18 protein-coding genes and 1 tRNA gene are annotated in these 17,156 nt (G+C 71.3%); 10 read left to right on the top strand and 9 right to left on the bottom strand.

Annotated features, from left to right (window positions below; translation table 11 throughout):
* The first annotated feature begins 106 nt into the window (after positions 1–106).
* Positions 107–613, top strand: a complete 507-nt coding sequence (locus OG338_RS14270; RefSeq protein ID WP_405940420.1) for an Lrp/AsnC family transcriptional regulator — start codon at positions 107–109, stop codon at positions 611–613.
* Between the two features lie 15 nt (positions 614–628).
* Here OG338_RS14270 and OG338_RS14275 read toward each other — a convergent pair whose 3' ends face one another.
* Both OG338_RS14275 and OG338_RS14280 read right to left on the bottom strand, forming a co-directional pair.
* Positions 629–1,393, bottom strand: a complete 765-nt coding sequence (locus OG338_RS14275) for an alpha/beta hydrolase family protein (protein ID WP_405937701.1) — start codon at positions 1,391–1,393, stop codon at positions 629–631.
* A 32-nt stretch (positions 1,394–1,425) separates the two neighbouring features.
* The gene (locus OG338_RS14280) at positions 1,426–2,028 is read right to left on the bottom strand and encodes a TetR/AcrR family transcriptional regulator (protein ID WP_405937702.1); all 603 of its coding nucleotides are present in this window, start codon (positions 2,026–2,028) and stop codon (positions 1,426–1,428) included.
* 123 nt (positions 2,029–2,151) lie between these two features.
* On the opposite strand from OG338_RS14280, the gene paaN reads away from it, so the two are divergent.
* Positions 2,152–3,852 carry a phenylacetic acid degradation protein PaaN gene (paaN, locus tag OG338_RS14285; RefSeq protein WP_405937703.1) on the top strand — a complete coding sequence of 567 codons (1,701 nt, stop codon included), beginning with the start codon at positions 2,152–2,154 and terminating at the stop codon, positions 3,850–3,852.
* Between the two features lie 177 nt (positions 3,853–4,029).
* On the opposite strand, the gene OG338_RS14290 is transcribed toward paaN, so the two are convergent.
* The 3 genes from OG338_RS14290 to OG338_RS14300 are packed head-to-tail and all read right to left on the bottom strand — an operon-like array spanning position 4,030 to position 6,682.
* A complete protein-coding gene (locus tag OG338_RS14290; protein ID WP_405937704.1) occupies positions 4,030–4,725 on the bottom strand; it encodes a TrmH family RNA methyltransferase in 696 nt (231 codons plus the stop codon).
* Complete coding sequence (locus tag OG338_RS14295) at positions 4,722–5,972, bottom strand: HTTM domain-containing protein (protein ID WP_405937705.1); 1,251 nt, start codon at positions 5,970–5,972, stop codon at positions 4,722–4,724. Before OG338_RS14295 ends, OG338_RS14290 begins: the two co-directional genes overlap by 4 nt.
* Positions 5,969–6,682 (bottom strand): DUF5819 family protein, encoded by a 714-nt coding sequence (locus tag OG338_RS14300; RefSeq protein WP_405937706.1) that lies wholly within the window; start codon positions 6,680–6,682, stop codon positions 5,969–5,971. The genes OG338_RS14295 and OG338_RS14300 overlap by 4 nt, the downstream gene beginning before the upstream one ends.
* Before the next feature lie 103 nt (positions 6,683–6,785).
* Between OG338_RS14300 and paaA the strand changes: the two genes are divergently transcribed.
* Genes paaA through OG338_RS14325 form a run of 5 tightly spaced genes read left to right on the top strand, consistent with a single transcriptional unit; the run spans position 6,786 to position 10,343 of the window.
* A complete protein-coding gene (gene paaA / locus OG338_RS14305; RefSeq protein ID WP_405937707.1) occupies positions 6,786–7,805 on the top strand; it encodes a 1,2-phenylacetyl-CoA epoxidase subunit PaaA in 1,020 nt (339 codons plus the stop codon).
* Complete coding sequence (gene paaB, locus OG338_RS14310) at positions 7,802–8,092, top strand: 1,2-phenylacetyl-CoA epoxidase subunit PaaB (protein ID WP_405937708.1); 291 nt, start codon at positions 7,802–7,804, stop codon at positions 8,090–8,092. Before paaA ends, paaB begins: the two co-directional genes overlap by 4 nt.
* Positions 8,089–8,790 (top strand): 1,2-phenylacetyl-CoA epoxidase subunit PaaC, encoded by a 702-nt coding sequence (gene paaC, locus OG338_RS14315; RefSeq protein WP_405937709.1) that lies wholly within the window; start codon positions 8,089–8,091, stop codon positions 8,788–8,790. Before paaB ends, paaC begins: the two co-directional genes overlap by 4 nt.
* Entirely contained in the window at positions 8,784–9,284 is a 501-nt protein-coding gene (paaD, locus tag OG338_RS14320) for a 1,2-phenylacetyl-CoA epoxidase subunit PaaD (protein ID WP_405937710.1), read from the top strand. The genes paaC and paaD overlap by 7 nt, the downstream gene beginning before the upstream one ends.
* Positions 9,285–10,343, top strand: a complete 1,059-nt coding sequence (locus OG338_RS14325; RefSeq protein WP_405937711.1) for a 2Fe-2S iron-sulfur cluster-binding protein — start codon at positions 9,285–9,287, stop codon at positions 10,341–10,343. It abuts the gene before it with no gap.
* 52 nt (positions 10,344–10,395) lie between these two features.
* Here the strand turns inward: OG338_RS14325 and OG338_RS14330 are convergent, their stop codons facing one another.
* The 4 genes from OG338_RS14330 to OG338_RS14345 form a co-directional block, all read right to left on the bottom strand.
* A complete protein-coding gene (locus OG338_RS14330) occupies positions 10,396–10,740 on the bottom strand; it encodes a rhodanese-like domain-containing protein (protein ID WP_405940421.1) in 345 nt (114 codons plus the stop codon).
* A 66-nt stretch (positions 10,741–10,806) separates the two neighbouring features.
* Positions 10,807–11,790, bottom strand: coding sequence for a hypothetical protein (locus OG338_RS14335; RefSeq protein ID WP_405937712.1), 984 nt, complete (start codon positions 11,788–11,790; stop codon positions 10,807–10,809).
* A 150-nt stretch (positions 11,791–11,940) separates the two neighbouring features.
* Positions 11,941–13,440, bottom strand: coding sequence for a DUF2252 domain-containing protein (locus tag OG338_RS14340; RefSeq protein WP_405937713.1), 1,500 nt, complete (start codon positions 13,438–13,440; stop codon positions 11,941–11,943).
* 225 nt (positions 13,441–13,665) lie between these two features.
* Positions 13,666–13,748, bottom strand: a tRNA-Leu gene (locus OG338_RS14345).
* A 360-nt stretch (positions 13,749–14,108) separates the two neighbouring features.
* Here OG338_RS14345 and OG338_RS14350 point away from each other — a divergent pair.
* From OG338_RS14350 to OG338_RS14360, 3 genes are all read left to right on the top strand, one after another.
* Positions 14,109–14,990, top strand: coding sequence for an FhaA domain-containing protein (locus OG338_RS14350; protein WP_405937714.1), 882 nt, complete (start codon positions 14,109–14,111; stop codon positions 14,988–14,990).
* 10 nt (positions 14,991–15,000) lie between these two features.
* The gene (locus OG338_RS14355) at positions 15,001–15,513 is read left to right on the top strand and encodes an FHA domain-containing protein (RefSeq protein WP_018101923.1); all 513 of its coding nucleotides are present in this window, start codon (positions 15,001–15,003) and stop codon (positions 15,511–15,513) included.
* A 129-nt stretch (positions 15,514–15,642) separates the two neighbouring features.
* A complete protein-coding gene (locus OG338_RS14360) occupies positions 15,643–17,145 on the top strand; it encodes a Stp1/IreP family PP2C-type Ser/Thr phosphatase (protein ID WP_405937715.1) in 1,503 nt (500 codons plus the stop codon).
* The last annotated feature ends 11 nt before the right edge of the window (positions 17,146–17,156 follow it).

A 17,156-nucleotide genomic window follows, 5' to 3' on the forward strand; every position in this document is an offset into this window, starting at 1 on the left:
TTTTGGCTACAGGCACCGCCAGCCTGTGGACAAACGGTTTTCCACAGCCTGGGATAGGGGCAGGTCGTCCAGGACGGAGAGGCGCGGGAACATGCCAGCTGAACAAATGGCCGACGGGGCCGACGGGCCGGGCCGGATTCCACCGGCACGCCCGCTCGACTCCATCGACCACGCCATCCTGCGACTGCTCCAGACGGACGGACGCGCCTCGATACGGTCGGTGGCCGACCGTGTCCACGTATCGCGCGCGAACGCGTACGCCCGGATCAACCGGCTCATCGAGGACGGCGTGATCCGGGGCTTCGGCGCACGGGTGAACCACGAGCGGGCGGGGCAGGGCGCCTCCGCGTACATCACGCTCAAGATCGTCCAGAACTCCTGGCGGACCGTCCGGGAACAGCTCCAGGCACTGCCGGGAGCCACCCATATCGCGCTGGTCAGCGGCGACTTCGATGTACTGCTGCTGGTGCACACACCGGACAACCGGACGCTGCGCGAGCTGGTGCTGACCCGCATTCAGGCCATTCCGGAAGTGCTCTCCACGCGCACGCTGCTGGTGTTCGAGGAAACGGACCTGAACCCGGGACCGGACCGCCCCACGGAGCTCGCCTGAGCGGATACGGGCAGGTCAGGACCCATATTTCGCGAGGAAGCCACGCACCTTGGCCCAGCGCGCGTCGTCGTGGAGCAGCGCCACCCCGTGCGCGCTCTCGTCCTGCACGTAGACCAGCTCGTGGTCCGGCGATTTCGTGCTCTTCTCGTTCATCTCCCGCACTCCGGAGCCGAAGTCGCCGTCCAGATCGGCGACCATGTACAGCACGGGCGAGGTCAGTTCGGGCACGGCCCGCAGGGCGTTCATACCGGCGTACCGCGTCGGGGCGGAGAGCGCGACGACCGCGTCGGGCCGCGGTTCCAGCCGGGGCGCCGCGGCGAGCACCGCGGTGCCGCCCTTGGAGGCGCCCATCAGCAGGAGCTTCTTGGCGCCCTTGTCCCGCAGATAGGCGGCGGCGCCGATGACCTCGGCGACCTCCTGACCGTTCGAGTTGACCGCGAGCACCCGGTAGCCGGCCTTGCTCAGCTCGTCGGCCTTGTCCTTCCACTGGCAGGCCGTTCCGTCGGACTGGTGCGCGAGCACGATCCCGGCGCCGGAGCCGCCGCGCGGCGCGTACGCACCGGTTTCGGAGCCGTCCCCGACCGGGAAGGTGATCGACGCCCGCGCGGCCTCCTCCGGCGTCAGACAGCCGAAATCGTCCGGCTTCCCGGCCGATACGCCACCGCCGTCGCCGTCACCCCTGCCGTCCCCGCCGTCCGACGAACAACCGGCCAGCGAGGCAGTGACGAACAGCGCGGCAGCGGCACAGAGGAGTCCGGGCACCCGGAGCGCAGCGGTCATGGGCGCGATATTGGTCTGGGCCTATGCGGTAGTCAACGGCGGTCCGGACCGGCCTTCATGCCGTCGAAGGCGAGCCGCACCACCGTGTCGGCGAGGCGGTCCCCGTCCGCGCCGCCGTCGGGCAGCGGCCGATACCACTCCACGAGCGAGTTGACCATCCCGAACAGCAGCCGCGTCGCGAGCCGTATGTCCACGTCAGAGCGGAGATCGCCGTCCGCGACGGCCGCCTTCAGCAGCTCGGCGACCCGCTGGTCGAACTCGCGCCGCCGCTCCAGAGCCCAGCGCTCGGTCTTCGTGTTGCCCCGCACCCGCAGCAGCAGCGTGACGTAGGGGAGTTCGGATATCAGCACCTCGACGGTACGGCGAGTGACGTACTCGACCCGCTCGATCGCGCGGCCCCGCGTCGCCCCCGACTCGTCAAGAATCCCGAACAGCCCGTCCAGGGCCCGGCTGACCGCCCGGCGCAGCAGCTCCTCCTTGCCCGCGACATGGTGGTAGATGGACGATTTGGAGATTCCGGCCGCCTTGGACAGGTGCTCCATGGACGTGCCGTCGTAGCCTCGCTCGTTGAACACACGGACTGCGACGGTCAGCAGAGTCTCCGGTGTGTACGTGTCCCGCTTGGCCGTGGTCATGTCCGCGATCCTCCCCTACGAGTTGTCCACAGGTTTCGTGGGCCCCCTTGTCCCGACCGATCGTTCGGTTACTCTAACTCTGTCCGCCCGTCCCTGCCCAGCTCGATGAGGAGTTGGTCCTTCATGGCCGCCGAGCTCTCCCCGCACCTGCTGTCCGAGAAGCACCGCCCCACGCTGGACCGGGCCCTCGAAGCGATCCGCACACGTGATTACTGGTCCCCGCACCCCGAGCACCCGAAGGCTTACGGAGAGGGCGGCGCTCCGGGCAGCCTCGGCGCCGCCGAGGGCAAGGCCGCCTTCGACGCCGTGCTGCGAGGCCGCCTCGACCTCGGGCAGCCGGGTACCGACGGCTGGACGGGCGGGGAGGTCTCTCCGTACGGCCCCGAGCTCGGCGTCGAATACCCGCACGCGGACCTCGACGTGCTGCTTCCGGCGATGCGCGCGGGCATGCCGGCCTGGCGCGAGGCGGGCCCCGAGACCAGGTCCCTGGTCTGTCTGGAGATCCTGGCTCGGATCAGCGCCCGCACCCATGAGTTCGCCCACGCCGTGATGCACACCAGCGGCCAGGCGTTCATGATGGCGTTCCAGGCCGGCGGCCCGCACGCCCAGGACCGCGGCCTCGAAGCCGTCGCCTACGCCTACGATGAGCAGCTGCGCGCGCCCCGGACGGCGGACTGGTCCAAGCCGCAGGGCAAGCGCGACCCGCTCGCGCTGCACAAGACGTTCACCCCGGCGGGCCGCGGCATCTCGCTGCTGATCGGCTGCAACACCTTCCCCACCTGGAACGGCTACCCGGGCCTCTTCGCCTCCCTCGCCACGGGCAACCCGGTCCTGGTCAAGCCCCACCCCCGCGCGGTGCTTCCGCTGGCCCTCACGGTCCAGCTGGCGCGCGAGGTGCTTGCGGAGGCCGGCTTCGCCCCCGATCTCGTCGCGCTGGCCGCCGAGCGCCCGGGCGAGGGCATCGCCAAGACGCTGGCGGTCCGCCCCGAGATCAAGATCATCGACTACACGGGCTCCACGGAGTTCGGCGACTGGCTGGAGGCCAACGCCCGCCAGGCCCAGGTCTACACGGAGAAGGCCGGCGTCAACACGGTGGTCGTGGACTCCACGGACGACTACCGCGGCATGCTCGCCAACCTGGCGTTCTCGTTCTCCCTGTACAGCGGCCAGATGTGCACCACCCCGCAGAACGTGCTCATCCCCCGCTCCGGCATCACCACGGACGCGGGCGACAAGTCGTACGACGACGTGGTCGGCGACATCGCCGCCGCCGTCACCGGCCTCCTGGGCGACGACGCCAGGGCGAACGGCCTGCTGGGCGCCCTGGTCAACCCGGATGTGAAGGCCCGCCTGGAATCGGCGGCCCAGCTGGGCGAGGTCGCTCTCCCGTCCCGCGAGGTGACCAACCCGGACTTCCCGGACGCCACCGTCCGCACCCCCGTGATCGTCAAGCTCGACGCCGCCAAGCCGGACGGCGAGGCCCCCTACCTCTCCGAGTGCTTCGGCCCGGTCACCTTCGCGGTCGCGGTCGACTCGACGACGGACGCCCTGGAGCTGCTCCGCCGTACGATCCGCGAGAAGGGCGCGATGACGGTCGGCGCGTACACCACGTCCCCGGAGGTGGAGCGCGCGGTGGAGGACGTCTGCCTGGACGAGTCCGCCCAGCTCTCCCTGAACCTCACCGGCGGCGTGTACGTCAACCAGACGGCGGCGTTCTCCGACTACCACGGCTCAGGCGGCAACCCGGCGGCCAACGCGGCTCTCTGCGACGGAGCCTTCGTAGCGAACCGCTTCCGCACGATCGAGGTCCGCCGCCAGAAGTAGGCCCGCACGAATCCCGAATCCCATCCTCGCGGGCCTGCCCCCAGCCTCGCCCGCGTGAATCCCAGCCTCGCCGGCGTTTGAGGCGCGGGGTCCGGGGCGGAGCCCCGGTTTCGGGAAGGGGCGGGGAGGGGAAGAGGCCCGCCGCAGGCGCACGCCCCACCCCGCCCCGCACCCACCTCACCCGGGAATCACCGCATACCGCCCCACCCAGGCATGCATAGCGATGGCGGCGGCCGCCCCCGCGTTGATCGACCGCGTAGACCCGAACTGCGCGATGGAGCACACCACCTCCGCACACCGCCGAGCCTCCTCCGTCAACCCGGGCCCCTCCTGCCCGAACAGGAGGACACACCGCCGAGGCAGCACCGTCCGCTCCAGCGGCACCGCACCCGGCAGGTTGTCGATCCCGACGATCGGCAGCCCCTCGGCCGCCGCCCAGGCGGTCAGGCTCGCGGTGTCGGGGTGGTGCCGGACATGCTGGTAGCGGTCGGTGACCATCGCCCCGCGCCGGTTCCAGCGCCGCCGCCCGACGATGTGCACCTCCTTGGCCAGGAACGCGTTCGCGGTCCGCACCACGGACCCGATGTTGAAGTCGTGGCCCCAGTTCTCCACGGCCACATGAAAATCGTGGCGGCGCAGATCGAGGTCGGCGACGATCGCCTCACGGGTCCAGTACCGGTACTGGTCGCCCACGTTGCGCCGGTCTCCCCCGGCCAGCAGCTCGGGGTCGTACCGCTCGCCCTCGGGCCAGGGCAGCGGATGCGGTCCGACACCGACCTCCGTCCCGAACCCCTCGTCGTACTGCGCGGGCTCATCGCCCACGGGCGCGCCGCTGCCGTTGGTCTCACCGGTGCTGCCGGTCTCACTGCTCACCCGACGAGGGTATGGCTCCCGTCGCCGTCGGGCTCAGGTGCCTCCGGGCCGCCGACGGTGGCGCGCGGCACCGGCACCCGTCCCCGCCGCCGGAACACCCGCTCGCGCCCGGCGGTCACCCGCGCGCCGAGCCACACCAGGAAGGCGGTCGGCAGGAAGACGGCGTCCGCGGTGATCATGGCCATCGAGAAGAACGGCAGCCCCAGCAGGACCGCGATCCCCGCGTGCTCGCAGATCATCGCGCCGAGCAGGAAGTTCTTCACGCGCCGGTTGAAGAGGGTGAACGGGAAGGCCACCTGCACGATGACCGTGGCGTACGACAGCACCATGACCATGACGCCGCTGGACGCCAGAAGGCCCGACAGGGCGGGCCACGGCGTGAAGTACTCCAGCTTGAGCGGGTAGTACAGCGCGGTGCCGTCCTGCCAGCGCGAGCCCTGGATCTTGTACCAGCCGGCTGTCGCGTAGACCAGGCAGACCTCCGCCATGATCACGACGAGGGTGGCGTTGTGGGCGAGGTTGGCGATGACGTCGAGCAGGGTGCGGAGCTCGTTGCGCGGCGCGTACCGGTTCACGGCCCACCAAGCGCCCTGGCCGAGCCACAGGCACCACAGGAGGAGCGGCAGCCACACGGTCCCGCCCAGACCGCCCGCCACCGAGGCCCCCACCAGGACGGCGCCGAGCACTGCCCACAGCACGATCCCGGCCGGCTCCCCGGGCACCCGTCGCCCACCGGCCCCCTGGCCGGCGTACTCCGTGGACGCGCGGCGCCGCACTCGTGCGGCGTCCAGCGACCAGACCTGCCCGCAGCGGGTCAGCACCAGGTAGACGGCCATCAGATGGATGACGTTGTCGCCGCCGTCGCCCATGAAGATGCTGCGGTTCTGAAGCGAGAGGACGCCCGCCATGAAGACCACGGAGACGGCGCGGGTGTGCCAGCCGAGCATCAGCAGGAGGGACGAGACCAGCGCCAGCGCGTAGACGATCTCGAACCAGAGGCTGCTGTCCGACCACATGAGGGTCGTGAACGCCTGGTTCCCGGATATCAGCTGCCGCGCCAGGTCCCAGCGCCAGGGCGCGTCGGGGCCGTACATCTCATGCCGGTGGGGCAGCTCGCGGAGCAGGAACAGCAGGAAGGTACCCGCGAAGCCGATGCGGATGACGGCGCTCTGGTACGGGCCGAGGGCCGAGGCCGTGATGCGCTGGATGGAGCCGGCGAGGCCGCGGCCCGGGTGCGGGGTGCTCACTGTCCCGCCTCCTCGGACCGGTCGTCGGCGGTGACCGTCCACCAGGGCAGGACCCGGTAGGACGGGCCGGTGCTGATCTTCTCGTCGCTCCAGTCGGGCGCCGCGACGGAGCGTGTCTCGGACCTGACCTGAATCCTCAGGACGGTCCCGCCGTCGTCACGGCCGCCGAGGCGCAGCATCACGAGGCGGCGGACGTACTTCTCGGACAGGGTGCCGCGCAGGCCGTTGGCCCGGTTCTTGTCGTCGTGCGATCCGACGTAGAAGTCCCAGGCCCGGCGGAGTTCGTTCTGCTGGACGTGGCTGGGCAGCAGATTGCCGCGTATCGCCCGGCCGTCCTCGGCGGAGAGGTCCCGCCAGGCCGTGGTGCGGGGGCCATCGGCGCCGGCTATCTCGGTGCGCACCTGAACGGCCACGTTCTGTTGCAGCGGGTTGGGCGCGAAGAGCTTCCAGTTCTGTTCGAACTCGGGGTACACCCACTCGTCCACCGCCGCGCCGTGCTGCTTGGTGAGCGTGTTCGAGGGCGCGACGTGCAGGAAGACCATGGCCAGATGCATGCAGGCGAGCACCCCCAGGGCGGCGAGCGCCACGGCGGCGACGATCTGGTACGGAAACGAGAGCCCGGCCATTCCGCCGACCGCCGCGGGCGCCGCCTCGACGGCGATATCGGGTCCGCCCTCGCCGCCGGCGACCCTGTCGTCGTCCGAATCCATCCCGCCCCGATCGCGTCGGTTATCCACAGGGTTGACACCCTACGGGCCCCGGACTCACCATTGAAGACATTGAACCGAACGATCGGTCGGTAGGGAGTCCGGGATGGCGGCAGTGACTGCGGGCCAGACAGCGCAGACGGCAGCAGACGGCGAAGCGGGGCCCGACGCGGCCCTCCAGGCCGCCTTCGACGCGGCGGTGGCCGCCGACGAGCGCATCGAGCCGCGCGACTGGATGCCCGACGCGTACCGCGCCTCGCTGGTCAGGCAGATGGCCCAGCACGCCCACTCCGAGATCATCGGCATGCAGCCGGAGGCCAACTGGATCACCCGCGCCCCCTCGCTGCGCCGCAAGGCGATCCTCATGGCCAAGGTGCAGGACGAGGCCGGTCACGGCCTGTATCTGTACAGCGCGGCCGAGACCCTGGGCACCGGCCGCGAGGAACTGCTCGACAAGCTCCACGCGGGCCGCCAGCGCTATTCCTCGATCTTCAACTACCCGACGCTGACCTGGGCGGACGTGGGCGCCATCGGCTGGCTCGTGGACGGCGCCGCGATCACCAACCAGGTGCCCCTCTGCCGCTGCTCCTACGGCCCGTACGCCCGCGCGATGGTCCGCGTCTGCAAGGAGGAGTCGTTCCACCAGCGCCAGGGTTACGAACTGCTCCTCGCGCTGAGCAACGGCACCCCCGCGCAGCACGAGATGGCCCAGGACGCGGTGAACCGCTGGTGGTGGCCCTCCCTGATGATGTTCGGCCCGCCGGACGACTCCTCGGCCCACTCGGCGCAGTCGATGGCGTGGAAGATCAAGCGGCATTCCAACGACGAGCTGCGGCAGCGGTTCGTGGACATCTGCGTCCCCCAGGCCGAGGCGCTCGGCCTGACCCTCCCCGACCCGGACATCCGGTGGAACGAGGAGCGCGGCAAGCACGACTTCGGCGCGATCGACTGGACCGAGTTCCAGGAGGTCCTGAAGGGAAACGGCCCGTGCAATGAGCAGCGCCTCACCCAGCGCCGCCGCGCACACGAGGAAGGCGCCTGGGTCCGCGAAGCCGCCGCCGCATACGCCCACAAGCACACGCCCGGCGCGGACCCGGCCGTACGGAACGGAAAGGCGACAGCATGAGCAGCTCGACGGACTGGCCGCTTTGGGAGGTGTTCGTCCGCTCGCGGCGCGGGCTCTCCCACACCCACGCCGGCAGCCTCCACGCGCCGGACGCCGAAATGGCCCTGCGCAACGCGCGCGACCTCTACACCCGCCGGTCCGAGGGGGTCTCGCTGTGGGTCGTGCCCTCCTCCCAGATCACCGCGTCGTCGCCGGACGAGAAGGGCTCGTTCTTCGAGCCGGCCGGTGACAAGCCCTACCGGCACCCCACGTTCTACGAGATCCCGGACGGGGTGAAGCACCTGTGACCGCGGCCCTCGCCCTGGGCGACGACGCGCTGGTGCTGTCACACCGGCTGGGGGAGTGGGCCGGCCACGCACCGGTGCTGGAGGAGGAGGTCGCCCTCGCCAACATCGCCCTCGACCTGCTGGGCCAGGCCCGCCTGCTGCTCTCCCTCGCCGGCGACGAGGACGAACTCGCCTACCTCCGCGAGGAACGCGCCTTCCGCAACCTCCAGCTGGTCGAGCAGCCGAACGGCGACTTCGCCCACACCATCGCCCGGCAGCTCTACTTCTCGGTCCACCAGCAGGGCCTGTACGAGCAGCTGGCCGCCGGCGACGGTCCGTTCGCGGGGATCGCGGCCAAGGCGGTCAAGGAGGTCGCCTACCACCGGGACCACGCCGAGCAGTGGACGCTGCGCCTCGGTGACGGGACGGACGAGAGCCATGAGCGGATGCAGCGGGCGGTGGACGCGCTGTGGCGCTTCACCGGCGAGCTGTTCCAGCCGGTCGAGGGCGTCGACGTCGACCGGCAGGCGCTGCACAGTCGCTGGCTGGAGGCCGTCACCGACGTCCTCGGCCGGGCCACCCTGACCGTGCCGACGGGCCCGCGGTCCGGCGCCTGGACGGCGGGCGCGGGCCGGCAGGGCATCCACACGGAGTCCTTCGGCCGGATGCTCGCCGAGATGCAGCACCTGCACCGCAGTCACCCGGGGGCGTCATGGTGACCTGGACCTCCGTCGAGGAGGAGCTGCTGAGCCTCGCGGGCTCCGTCCCGGACCCGGAGCTGCCCGTGCTGACGCTGGAGGACCTGGGGGTGGTCCGGGGTGTGGAGGTGCACGCCCCGGACCATGTCACGGTCAGGCTCACCCCGACGTACACCGGCTGCCCGGCGATCGAGGCGATGTCGGCGGACATCGAGCGCGTGCTGCACGACCACGGTGTGGCCGAGGTGGCCGTGGAGACGGTCCTGTCGCCCGCCTGGTCGACGGACGACATCAGCACCGAAGGGCGCCGGAAGCTGGCGGAGTTCGGCATAGCCCCGCCCCGGCCGCACGACACCGCGTCCGGCGGTCCGGTGCCGCTGACCCTGTCCGTGCGCTGCCCGCACTGCGGCTCCACCGAGACGCAGCTGCTGAGCCGGTTCTCCTCCACGGCGTGCAAGGCGCTCCGGCGCTGCGTGGCCTGCCAGGAGCCGTTCGACCACTTCAAGGAGTTGTAGATGTTCCATCCGCTCCGGGTCAGCGGGATCGAGCGGCTCACGGACGATTCGGTGGCCGTCACCCTCGCCGTCCCGCCCGGCCTGCACGAGACCTTCCGGCACAAGCCCGGCCAGCATCTCAATGTCCGCTACACCGTGGGCGGCGAGGAGGTCCGCCGCTCGTACTCGATCTGCGCACCGGCCCCCGAACCCTCGGCCGGTCCGGCGCTGCGGGTGGGCATCCGCCTCGTGGACGGCGGCGCGTTCTCCACGTACGCGCTCAAGGAGCTGCTGGTCGGGGACACGATCGAGGCGATGCCCCCGATGGGACGCTTCGTCCTGACCCCCCGCGCCGGGCAGTTCGCGGCGATCGTCGGCGGAAGCGGCATCACCCCGGTGCTGTCCATGGCGGCCACCCTGCTCGCCCGGGAGCCGAACGCCACGTTCTGCCTGGTCCGCAGCGACCGGACGGCCGCATCGACGATGTTCCTGGACGAGGTCGCCGACCTGAAGGACCGCTACCCGGACCGGTTCCAGCTGGTCACCGCTCTGTCCCGGGAGGAGCAGCAGGCCGGTCTGCCCTCGGGCCGGCTGGACGGCGAACGGCTCTCCGGACTGCTGCCGGCGCTGCTGCCGGTGGCGGAGATCGACGGCTGGTTCCTGTGCGGGCCGCTGGGCCTGGTCCGGGCCGCCGAGGTCGCGCTGCACGGGCTGGGCGTGGACCGCTCCCGCATTCACCAGGAGATCTTCCACGTCGAGGGCACCCCCGCCGCGCCCGCCGGGCCCCGGGTCGAGACGCCGGTCGGCGGCGTCCTGACGGCGACGCTCGACGGCCGCTCCGGCACCTGGCCGGTGGAAGGCGGCGAGTCGCTGCTGGAAACGGTGCTGCGCAGCCGCTCGGACGCCCCGTACGCGTGCAAGGGCGGCGTCTGCGGCACCTGCCGGGCGTTCCTGGTCTCCGGCGAGGTGCGGATGGACCGCAACTACGCCCTGGAGCCGGAGGAGACGGACGCGGGCTATGTGCTGGCCTGCCAGTCCCATCCGGTCACCGAGGAGGTGGAGCTCGACTTCGACCGCTGACGCCGCCGGTGCCGGAGGACCGGGGCGCGGGTCGCGGGTCGGGCTGGTCGCGTCAGACGACGAAGGCCGGGGTGCCGTTGTCGGTGACCATGGGGCGGCCCGCGCCGTCCCAGGCGAGCATGCCGCCGTCGATGTTGACGGCGTCGATGCCCTGCTGCACCAGGTACTGGGTGACCTGGGCGGACCGGCCGCCGACCCGGCACATCACGTGCACGCGCCGGCCGTCCTCCACCGCCTCGGTCAGCTCACCGAAGCGGCCCACGAAGTCGCTCATGGGGATGTGCAGGGCGCCCTCGACGTGTCCGGCCGCCCACTCGTCGTTTTCCCGGACGTCCAGCACGAGGCCGTCCGTCGGGACGGACGCGACGTCGACCGTGGGAAGCGGGCCGAAATTCATGGGCATGCCTTCTCTCGTCAGTGCGCTCGGGGTCACCGAATCAGTGCGCTCGGGCCGCCGAAAACGCTACTGCACCAGAGCCGCGAGCTCCGCCTCCCGCTGCGAGACCTCGCCCAGCAGCTGTTCGGCGATCTCCTCCAGCAGCTGGTCCGGGTCGTCCGGGGCCATCCGCAGCATGGCGCCGATCGCGCTCTCCTCCAGCTCCTGGGCCCACTCGGTCAGCAGTTCCTTGCGCTGGGTCAGCCAGTCCAGCCGGGCGTAGAGCTCGTCGGCCTCGCTCAGCTCCTGCCGCGGCGCGGCCGGTCCCGCCGCCCACTCCTCGGCCAGTTCGTTGAGCTGGGCCTCGTCCCCGCGGCCGTAGGCGGCGTTGACGCGCGCGATGAACTCGTCCCGCCTGGCCCGCTCCGCCTCGTCCTGGGCCAGGTCCGGGTGCGCCTTGCGGACCAGGTCGCGGTACAGCTTGCGGGCCTCGTCGGTGGGCCGGACCCGCTTGGGCGGGCGCACCGTCTGCTCGGTCAGCATGGCCGACGCCTCGGGGGACAGGCCCTCGGAGTCCATCCAGTTGTGGAACAGCTCGTCCACGCCCGCCATGGGCATCACGACCGACCGCGCCTCCTCGGCCTTGCGCAGGTCCTCGGGGTCACCGGTCTTCGCCGCCCGCGCCTCGGCGATCTGCGCGTCGAGCTCGTCCAGCCGCGCGTACATCGGGCCCAGCCGCTGATGGTGCAGCCGGGAGAAGTTCTCCACCTCGACCCGGAACGTCTCCACCGCGATCTCGAACTCGATCAGCGCCTGCTCGGCCACCCGCACCGCCTGAGCAAGCCGCGCCTCGGGCCGCTCCGGCGCCCCGCCCTCGGCCGCGCCGGTCTCGGCCTCACCGGTACCCGCCGAACCGCCCCCGGCCTCACCGGCCCCGCCCCCGGCCCCCGCCGCGTCCCCGCGGCCGGTATCCCGTACGGCGTCATCCGGCCGGCCGGCGTCCGGCCGTGCGTCGTCCTGCGGGTCATCGTCGTTCCGGGAGACCGGCACCCCGGCGGCTTCGTGGGTCACCCGCCCAGCGTATGGCCCCGGGCCCCCACCCCGGACACGCGGTCACCGCAGCAGGCACCCGGCCAACAGCCGGGCCCGCGTGGACCGCCCGCCACCCAGCACCCCGACACACCCGCTCCCCGCTACACGCCCGTCACAGCTACACGCCCGTCACACACCCCGCTCCGCGGCGATCCGCCCCGCCCCGATCGCCCGCACCAGCTCCCCGTGGTCCGCCTCCGTGCGGTCCGCGTAGGTCACCGCGAACGCCGCCATCGCCTCGTCCAGCTCGTCGTTCTTGCCGCAGTAGGCCGCCAGCAGCCTCGGGTCCGCGCTGTGCGCGTGGGCCCGCGCCAGCAGCGCCCCGGTCATCCGGCCGTAGTCGTCCACCTGGTCGGCGGCCAGGGCGGCGGGGTCGACGCTCCCCTTGCGGTTCCTGAACTGCCGCACCTGGAAGGGCCGGCCGTCCACCGTCGTCCACCCCAGCAGATGGTCACTGACGACCTGCATCCGCTTCTGCCCGAGCACCACGCGCCGCCCCTCGTGCGCGACCTCCGGCACCGCGAACCCCACGGCCGCCAGATGCGGCCCGAGCACCGAGGGCCTGGCCTCCTTCACCTGGAGCACCAACGCCTCCCCCCGGTGGTCCAGCAGCAGCACCACGTACGAGCGGGTGCCCACGCTGCCGGTGCCGACCACCCGGAACGCCACGTCGTGGATCGCGTACCGGGCCAGCAGCGGCAGCCGGTCCTCGGAGACGGTCCGCAGATAGTCCCCCAGCCCCGCCGCCACGGCCGCGGCCTCCACGTCCGGGACCCGGCGCAGCACCGGCGGCGCGTCCACGAAGCGGCGGCCGCCGTCCTCGCAGTCCTCCGTGGACTTCGCCGCGAAGCGGGCGCCGGTGTTCCTCCGGGCCTTCTCGGAGACCCGCTCCAGAGTGCCGAGCAGGTCCCGCGCGCCGGTGTGGGAGACAAGCTCCTCGTCCGCGATGGCGTTCCACGCGTCGAGCGTGGGCATCCGGGCCAGCAGCCTCATCGTCCGCCGGTAGGCGCCCACGGTGTCGTACGCACCCTTGCGGCAGGTGTCCTCATCGGCACCGGCCTCCCGGCCCGCGAGCACCAGCGAGGTCGCCAGGCGCTTGAGGTCCCACTCCCAGGGCCCGGTCACGGTCTCGTCGAAGTCGTTCAGGTCGATGACGAGGCCGCCCCGCGCATCGCCGTACAGCCCGAAGTTGGCCGCGTGCGCGTCGCCGCAGAGCTGAGCGGCGACCCCGGTGACGGGGGTGCCCACCAGGTCGTGGGCCATCAGCCCGGCCGAGCCGCGCAGGAAGGCGAAGGGGGTGGCGGCCATCCGGCCCACCCGTATCGGCGTCAGCTCCGCCACCCGGCCCCGGTTGGACTCCTCGACCGCGCGCACCGCGTCCGGCCGCCCGGCCGGCAGGACCAGCGTCGCGTGCGCGGACCTGGGCACCCGCGCCCGCAGCGCCTTGCCCTTCTCCTTCGGCCGGCTCCCGGCCGCCGCATCAGCCCTGCCCGTACGGCGTGCGAAGCCCGGCACGGCCGGTATGCGCGGCCCACCCGGGGCCGCGGGAAGCACGGCCCCCGTCACCGCAGCCTCACCGTCGAGCTCAACGAGCCGCACCGGCGGCAGTCCCGTCCCGGCCTTTTCCATGGCGCGCAGCCTCCCCCGCCCCCGCCCGGCGCAGCCGCCGGGTACCTGCCCCAACATCAACTGCCGCCGACGGTACCGCCGCACACCGACCGCCGTCTGCCCCCGCCCGGCGCCCGGGCCGCACTCGTAAAACGGGTGTTTCACGTGAAACCAAACACACAGGAAAGGGATCGTCCCCGAACGGAAGAAGCCCCCCGGGCTGATGCCTGGGGGGCTTCCTTCTTGTGCGCGAGGGGGGATTTGAACCCCCACGTCCCTAAGGACACTGGCACCTGAAGCCAGCGCGTCTGCCGTTCCGCCACTCGCGCAAGAGTGGTGCTTCCGGGCTCTCTCACTTTTCGGTGCGATCGCCTGGCGACATCCGGAAGATTAGCACGCTGGACAGGGTGGATTCACATCCGTTGTTCGACCCCCTGATCACCGGGTACTCGCCGCACGCTCGGCCGGCGTCCGCAGAACATCCGAGAGGAACCGGGAACCCCCGGCGGTCTCCCCCCACTCCTCCTGAGTGCGTCCAAGGTGCGGGACACTGTGAGGAGGCCACCTCTACGATCCGTGTGAGGGGGGCCACTCGTCCCCAGGGCAGACAAGGGGAACCAGCCGATTTCCCGACGCGTGGATACGATCAGTAAGCAGTACAGGGACGATGACACCGGAGGAGGTGCCCCATGGGAGTGATGAAGCGTTTCGAGCAGCGTCTCGAAGGTCTGGTGAACGGCACTTTCGCCAAGGTCTTCAAATCCGAGGTCCAGCCGGTCGAGATCGCGGGTGCCCTCCAGCGGGAGTGCGACAACAACGCCACCATCTGGAACCGTGAGCGCACCGTCGTCCCCAACGACTTCATCGTCGAGCTCAGCGCCCCCGACTACGAGCGCCTGAGTCCGTACTCCGGTCAGCTGGGCGATGAGCTCTCCGGCCTCGTCCGGGACTACGCCAAGCAGCAGCGGTACACCTTCATGGGCCCCATCAAGGTCCACCTGGAGAAGGCCGAGGACCTCGACACCGGTCTCTACCGGGTCCGCAGCCGCACCCTGGCGTCGAGTTCGTCACAGGGCCAGGGACACGGCCAGGCGCCGAGCCCGGGCCAAAGCTATGGCGGCCAATCCCCTCAGGGGTACCCCGGCCGTTCCGCCCCGCAGGCCCCCGGCGGTTACGGCTACCCGCCCACCTCCGCCCCGCCCATGCCCGCAGGCCCGCCGCCGGGCGCCGGGCGCCACAGCGGTTCCGACCGGCGTCCGCCGGCCACCCCCGCCTCCCCGCCGAACGTGCAGGTGCGGCGCTGGATCGAGATCAACGGCACCCGCCACCAGATCTCCCGCCCGACGCTGGTCATGGGCCGCAGCACCGACGCCGATGTGCGCATCGACGACCCCGGCGTCTCCCGCCGGCACTGTGAGATCAGGACCGGAACGCCCTCGACGATCCAGGATCTCGGGTCTACCAACGGCATCGTGGTAGACGGGCAGCACACCACCCGCGCTACGCTCCGCGACGGCTCGCGGATCGTCGTGGGCAGCACCACCATCGTTTACCGGCAAGCCGAAGGGTGAAGCGGGGGCAATGTCAGAGCTGACCCTGACGGTCATGCGGCTAGGTTTCCTGGCTGTTCTGTGGCTGTTCGTGATCGTGGCCGTCCAGGTCATTCGCAGCGACCTGTTCGGAACGCGCGTCACGCAGCGCGGCTCACGCCGCACCGCGAACGACGCACGTCCGCCCCAGGGACGCCAGAACGCGGCACCGCCGCAGCAGCGCCAGCAGCCCGGCCGCCAGCGCCGGGGAGCCCCGACCAAGCTGGTCGTCTCCGAGGGCACGCTCACCGGCACCACGGTGGCGCTCCAGGGCCAGACCATCACGCTCGGCCGGGCCCATGATTCAACGATCGTGCTGGACGACGACTACGCGTCCAGCAGGCATGCCAGGATCTACCCCGACCGTGACGGCCAGTGGATCGTCGAGGATCTCGGGTCCACCAACGGCACGTACCTGGACCGGACCCGTCTCACCACCCCGACGCCCGTTCCGCTGGGCGCGCCGATCCGGATCGGCAAGACCGTCATCGAGCTGCGGAAGTAGTACGACAATGAGCGAGCGGAGCGAGCGAGCCGCTGGGGTCCGGGCATCGGACCCGGCCAGGCTCCCGACCGGAGGGTGGGCAGTGTGGCTCGAGACCGGCTGTACCCCGAACCGACGGGTGAGGTGCGCATGAGTCTGTCCCTGCGCTTCGCCGCCGGGTCGCACAAGGGCATGATCCGGGAGGGGAACGAGGACTCCGGCTACGCCGGTCCCCGCCTCCTCGCGATCGCCGACGGCATGGGCGGCCAGGCGGCCGGCGAGGTCGCCAGTTCCGAGGTGATCTCCACCCTCGTCCAGCTCGATGACGACGTCCCGGGCTCCGACATCCTCACCTCGCTCGGTACGGCGGTCCAGCGGGCCAACGACCAGCTGCGGATGATGGTCGAGGAGGACCCGCAGCTGGAGGGCATGGGCACCACGCTCACCGCCCTGCTCTGGACCGGCCAGCGCCTCGGCCTGGTGCACGTCGGCGACTCGCGCGCGTACCTGCTGCGCGACGGCGTGCTCACCCAGATCACGCAGGACCACACCTGGGTCCAGCGGCTGGTGGACGAGGGCCGGATCACCGAGGAGGAGGCCACCACCCACCCGCAGCGCTCCCTGCTGATGCGCGCGCTGGGCAGTGGCGACCATGTCGAACCCGACCTCTCCATCCGTGAGGTCCGGGCCGGCGACCGCTATCTGATCTGCTCCGACGGGCTCTCCGGCGTCGTCTCCCACCAGACGATGGAGGAGACGCTCGCCAGCTACCAGGGCCCGCAGGAGACCATCCAGGACCTGATCCAGCTCGCCCTGCGCGGCGGCGGACCGGACAACATCACCTGCATCGTCGCCGATGTCTTCGATGTCGACAGCAACGACACCCTGGCCGGGCAGCTCAATGACACCCCGGTCGTCGTCGGCGCGGTCGCCGAGAACCAGGCGGCCCAGCTGAACGACGGCGGCGCGATGCAGACGCCGGCGGGCCGTGCGGCCGGCCTCGGCCGTCCCGTACCGCCGCCCTCCGGCAGCTTCGGCCCGCCCGGCAGCGGCGACGACGGCGACTACGGCGACATGCCGGAGGGGTCCTTCGGCTCCTACTCCGACGACGACTTCGTCAAGCGCGGCGGCCGCAAGTGGCTGAAGCGGTCCCTGTACATCGTGCTCGCGCTGGCGGTCGTCGGCGGCGGTCTGTACGGCGGCTACCGCTGGACCCAGACCCAGTTCTACGTCGGCGCGAAGAACGACAACGTCGCGCTGTACCGGGGCATCAGCCAGGACCTGGGCTGGCTCTCGCTCTCGAAGGTCGAGACCGACCATCCCGAGATCGAACTCAAGTACCTCCCGCCCTACCAGCGCAAGAAGGTCGAGGCGACGATCGCCGAGGGCAGCCTCACCGACGCCCGCGAGAAGATCACCGAGCTCTCCACCCAGGCGTCCGCCTGCAAGAAGGACGCGGCCCGCCGCGCGGCGGAGAAGCACGGCGACGAGGGCCAGGCGCAGGGCACGGACACCGACGCCACCAAGGCGTCCAAGTCCTCCAAGACGTCCGGTGGCGACACCAAGTCCGAGCAGACTTCCACGACTCCCACTCCTGGGCCCAGCCTCTCGGAGGAAGAGAAGAAGCTGGTCCCGCAGTGCGGTAAGAAGTAGAGCCGTAGGGG

Source organism: Streptomyces sp. NBC_00726 (assembly GCF_045161735.1).
Classification (GTDB): domain Bacteria; phylum Actinomycetota; class Actinomycetes; order Streptomycetales; family Streptomycetaceae; genus Streptomyces.

Excerpts from the sequence above, each read along its gene's own strand:
- OG338_RS14270 (WP_405940420.1), top strand. The coding sequence starts at position 107 with ATGGCCGACGGGGCCGACGGGCCGGGCCGGATTCCACCGGCACGCCCG.
- OG338_RS14275 (WP_405937701.1), bottom strand. The coding sequence starts at position 1,393 with ATGACCGCTGCGCTCCGGGTGCCCGGACTCCTCTGTGCCGCTGCCGCG.
- OG338_RS14280 (WP_405937702.1), bottom strand. The coding sequence starts at position 2,028 with ATGACCACGGCCAAGCGGGACACGTACACACCGGAGACTCTGCTGACC.
- paaN (WP_405937703.1), top strand. The coding sequence starts at position 2,152 with ATGGCCGCCGAGCTCTCCCCGCACCTGCTGTCCGAGAAGCACCGCCCC.
- OG338_RS14300 (WP_405937706.1), bottom strand. The coding sequence starts at position 6,682 with ATGGATTCGGACGACGACAGGGTCGCCGGCGGCGAGGGCGGACCCGAT.
- paaA (WP_405937707.1), top strand. The coding sequence starts at position 6,786 with ATGGCGGCAGTGACTGCGGGCCAGACAGCGCAGACGGCAGCAGACGGC.
- paaB (WP_405937708.1), top strand. The coding sequence starts at position 7,802 with ATGAGCAGCTCGACGGACTGGCCGCTTTGGGAGGTGTTCGTCCGCTCG.
- paaD (WP_405937710.1), top strand. The coding sequence starts at position 8,784 with ATGGTGACCTGGACCTCCGTCGAGGAGGAGCTGCTGAGCCTCGCGGGC.
- OG338_RS14325 (WP_405937711.1), top strand. The coding sequence starts at position 9,285 with ATGTTCCATCCGCTCCGGGTCAGCGGGATCGAGCGGCTCACGGACGAT.
- OG338_RS14330 (WP_405940421.1), bottom strand. The coding sequence starts at position 10,740 with ATGAATTTCGGCCCGCTTCCCACGGTCGACGTCGCGTCCGTCCCGACG.
- OG338_RS14340 (WP_405937713.1), bottom strand. The coding sequence starts at position 13,440 with ATGGAAAAGGCCGGGACGGGACTGCCGCCGGTGCGGCTCGTTGAGCTC.
- OG338_RS14350 (WP_405937714.1), top strand. The coding sequence starts at position 14,109 with ATGGGAGTGATGAAGCGTTTCGAGCAGCGTCTCGAAGGTCTGGTGAAC.
- OG338_RS14355 (WP_018101923.1), top strand. The coding sequence starts at position 15,001 with ATGTCAGAGCTGACCCTGACGGTCATGCGGCTAGGTTTCCTGGCTGTT.
- OG338_RS14360 (WP_405937715.1), top strand. The coding sequence starts at position 15,643 with ATGAGTCTGTCCCTGCGCTTCGCCGCCGGGTCGCACAAGGGCATGATC.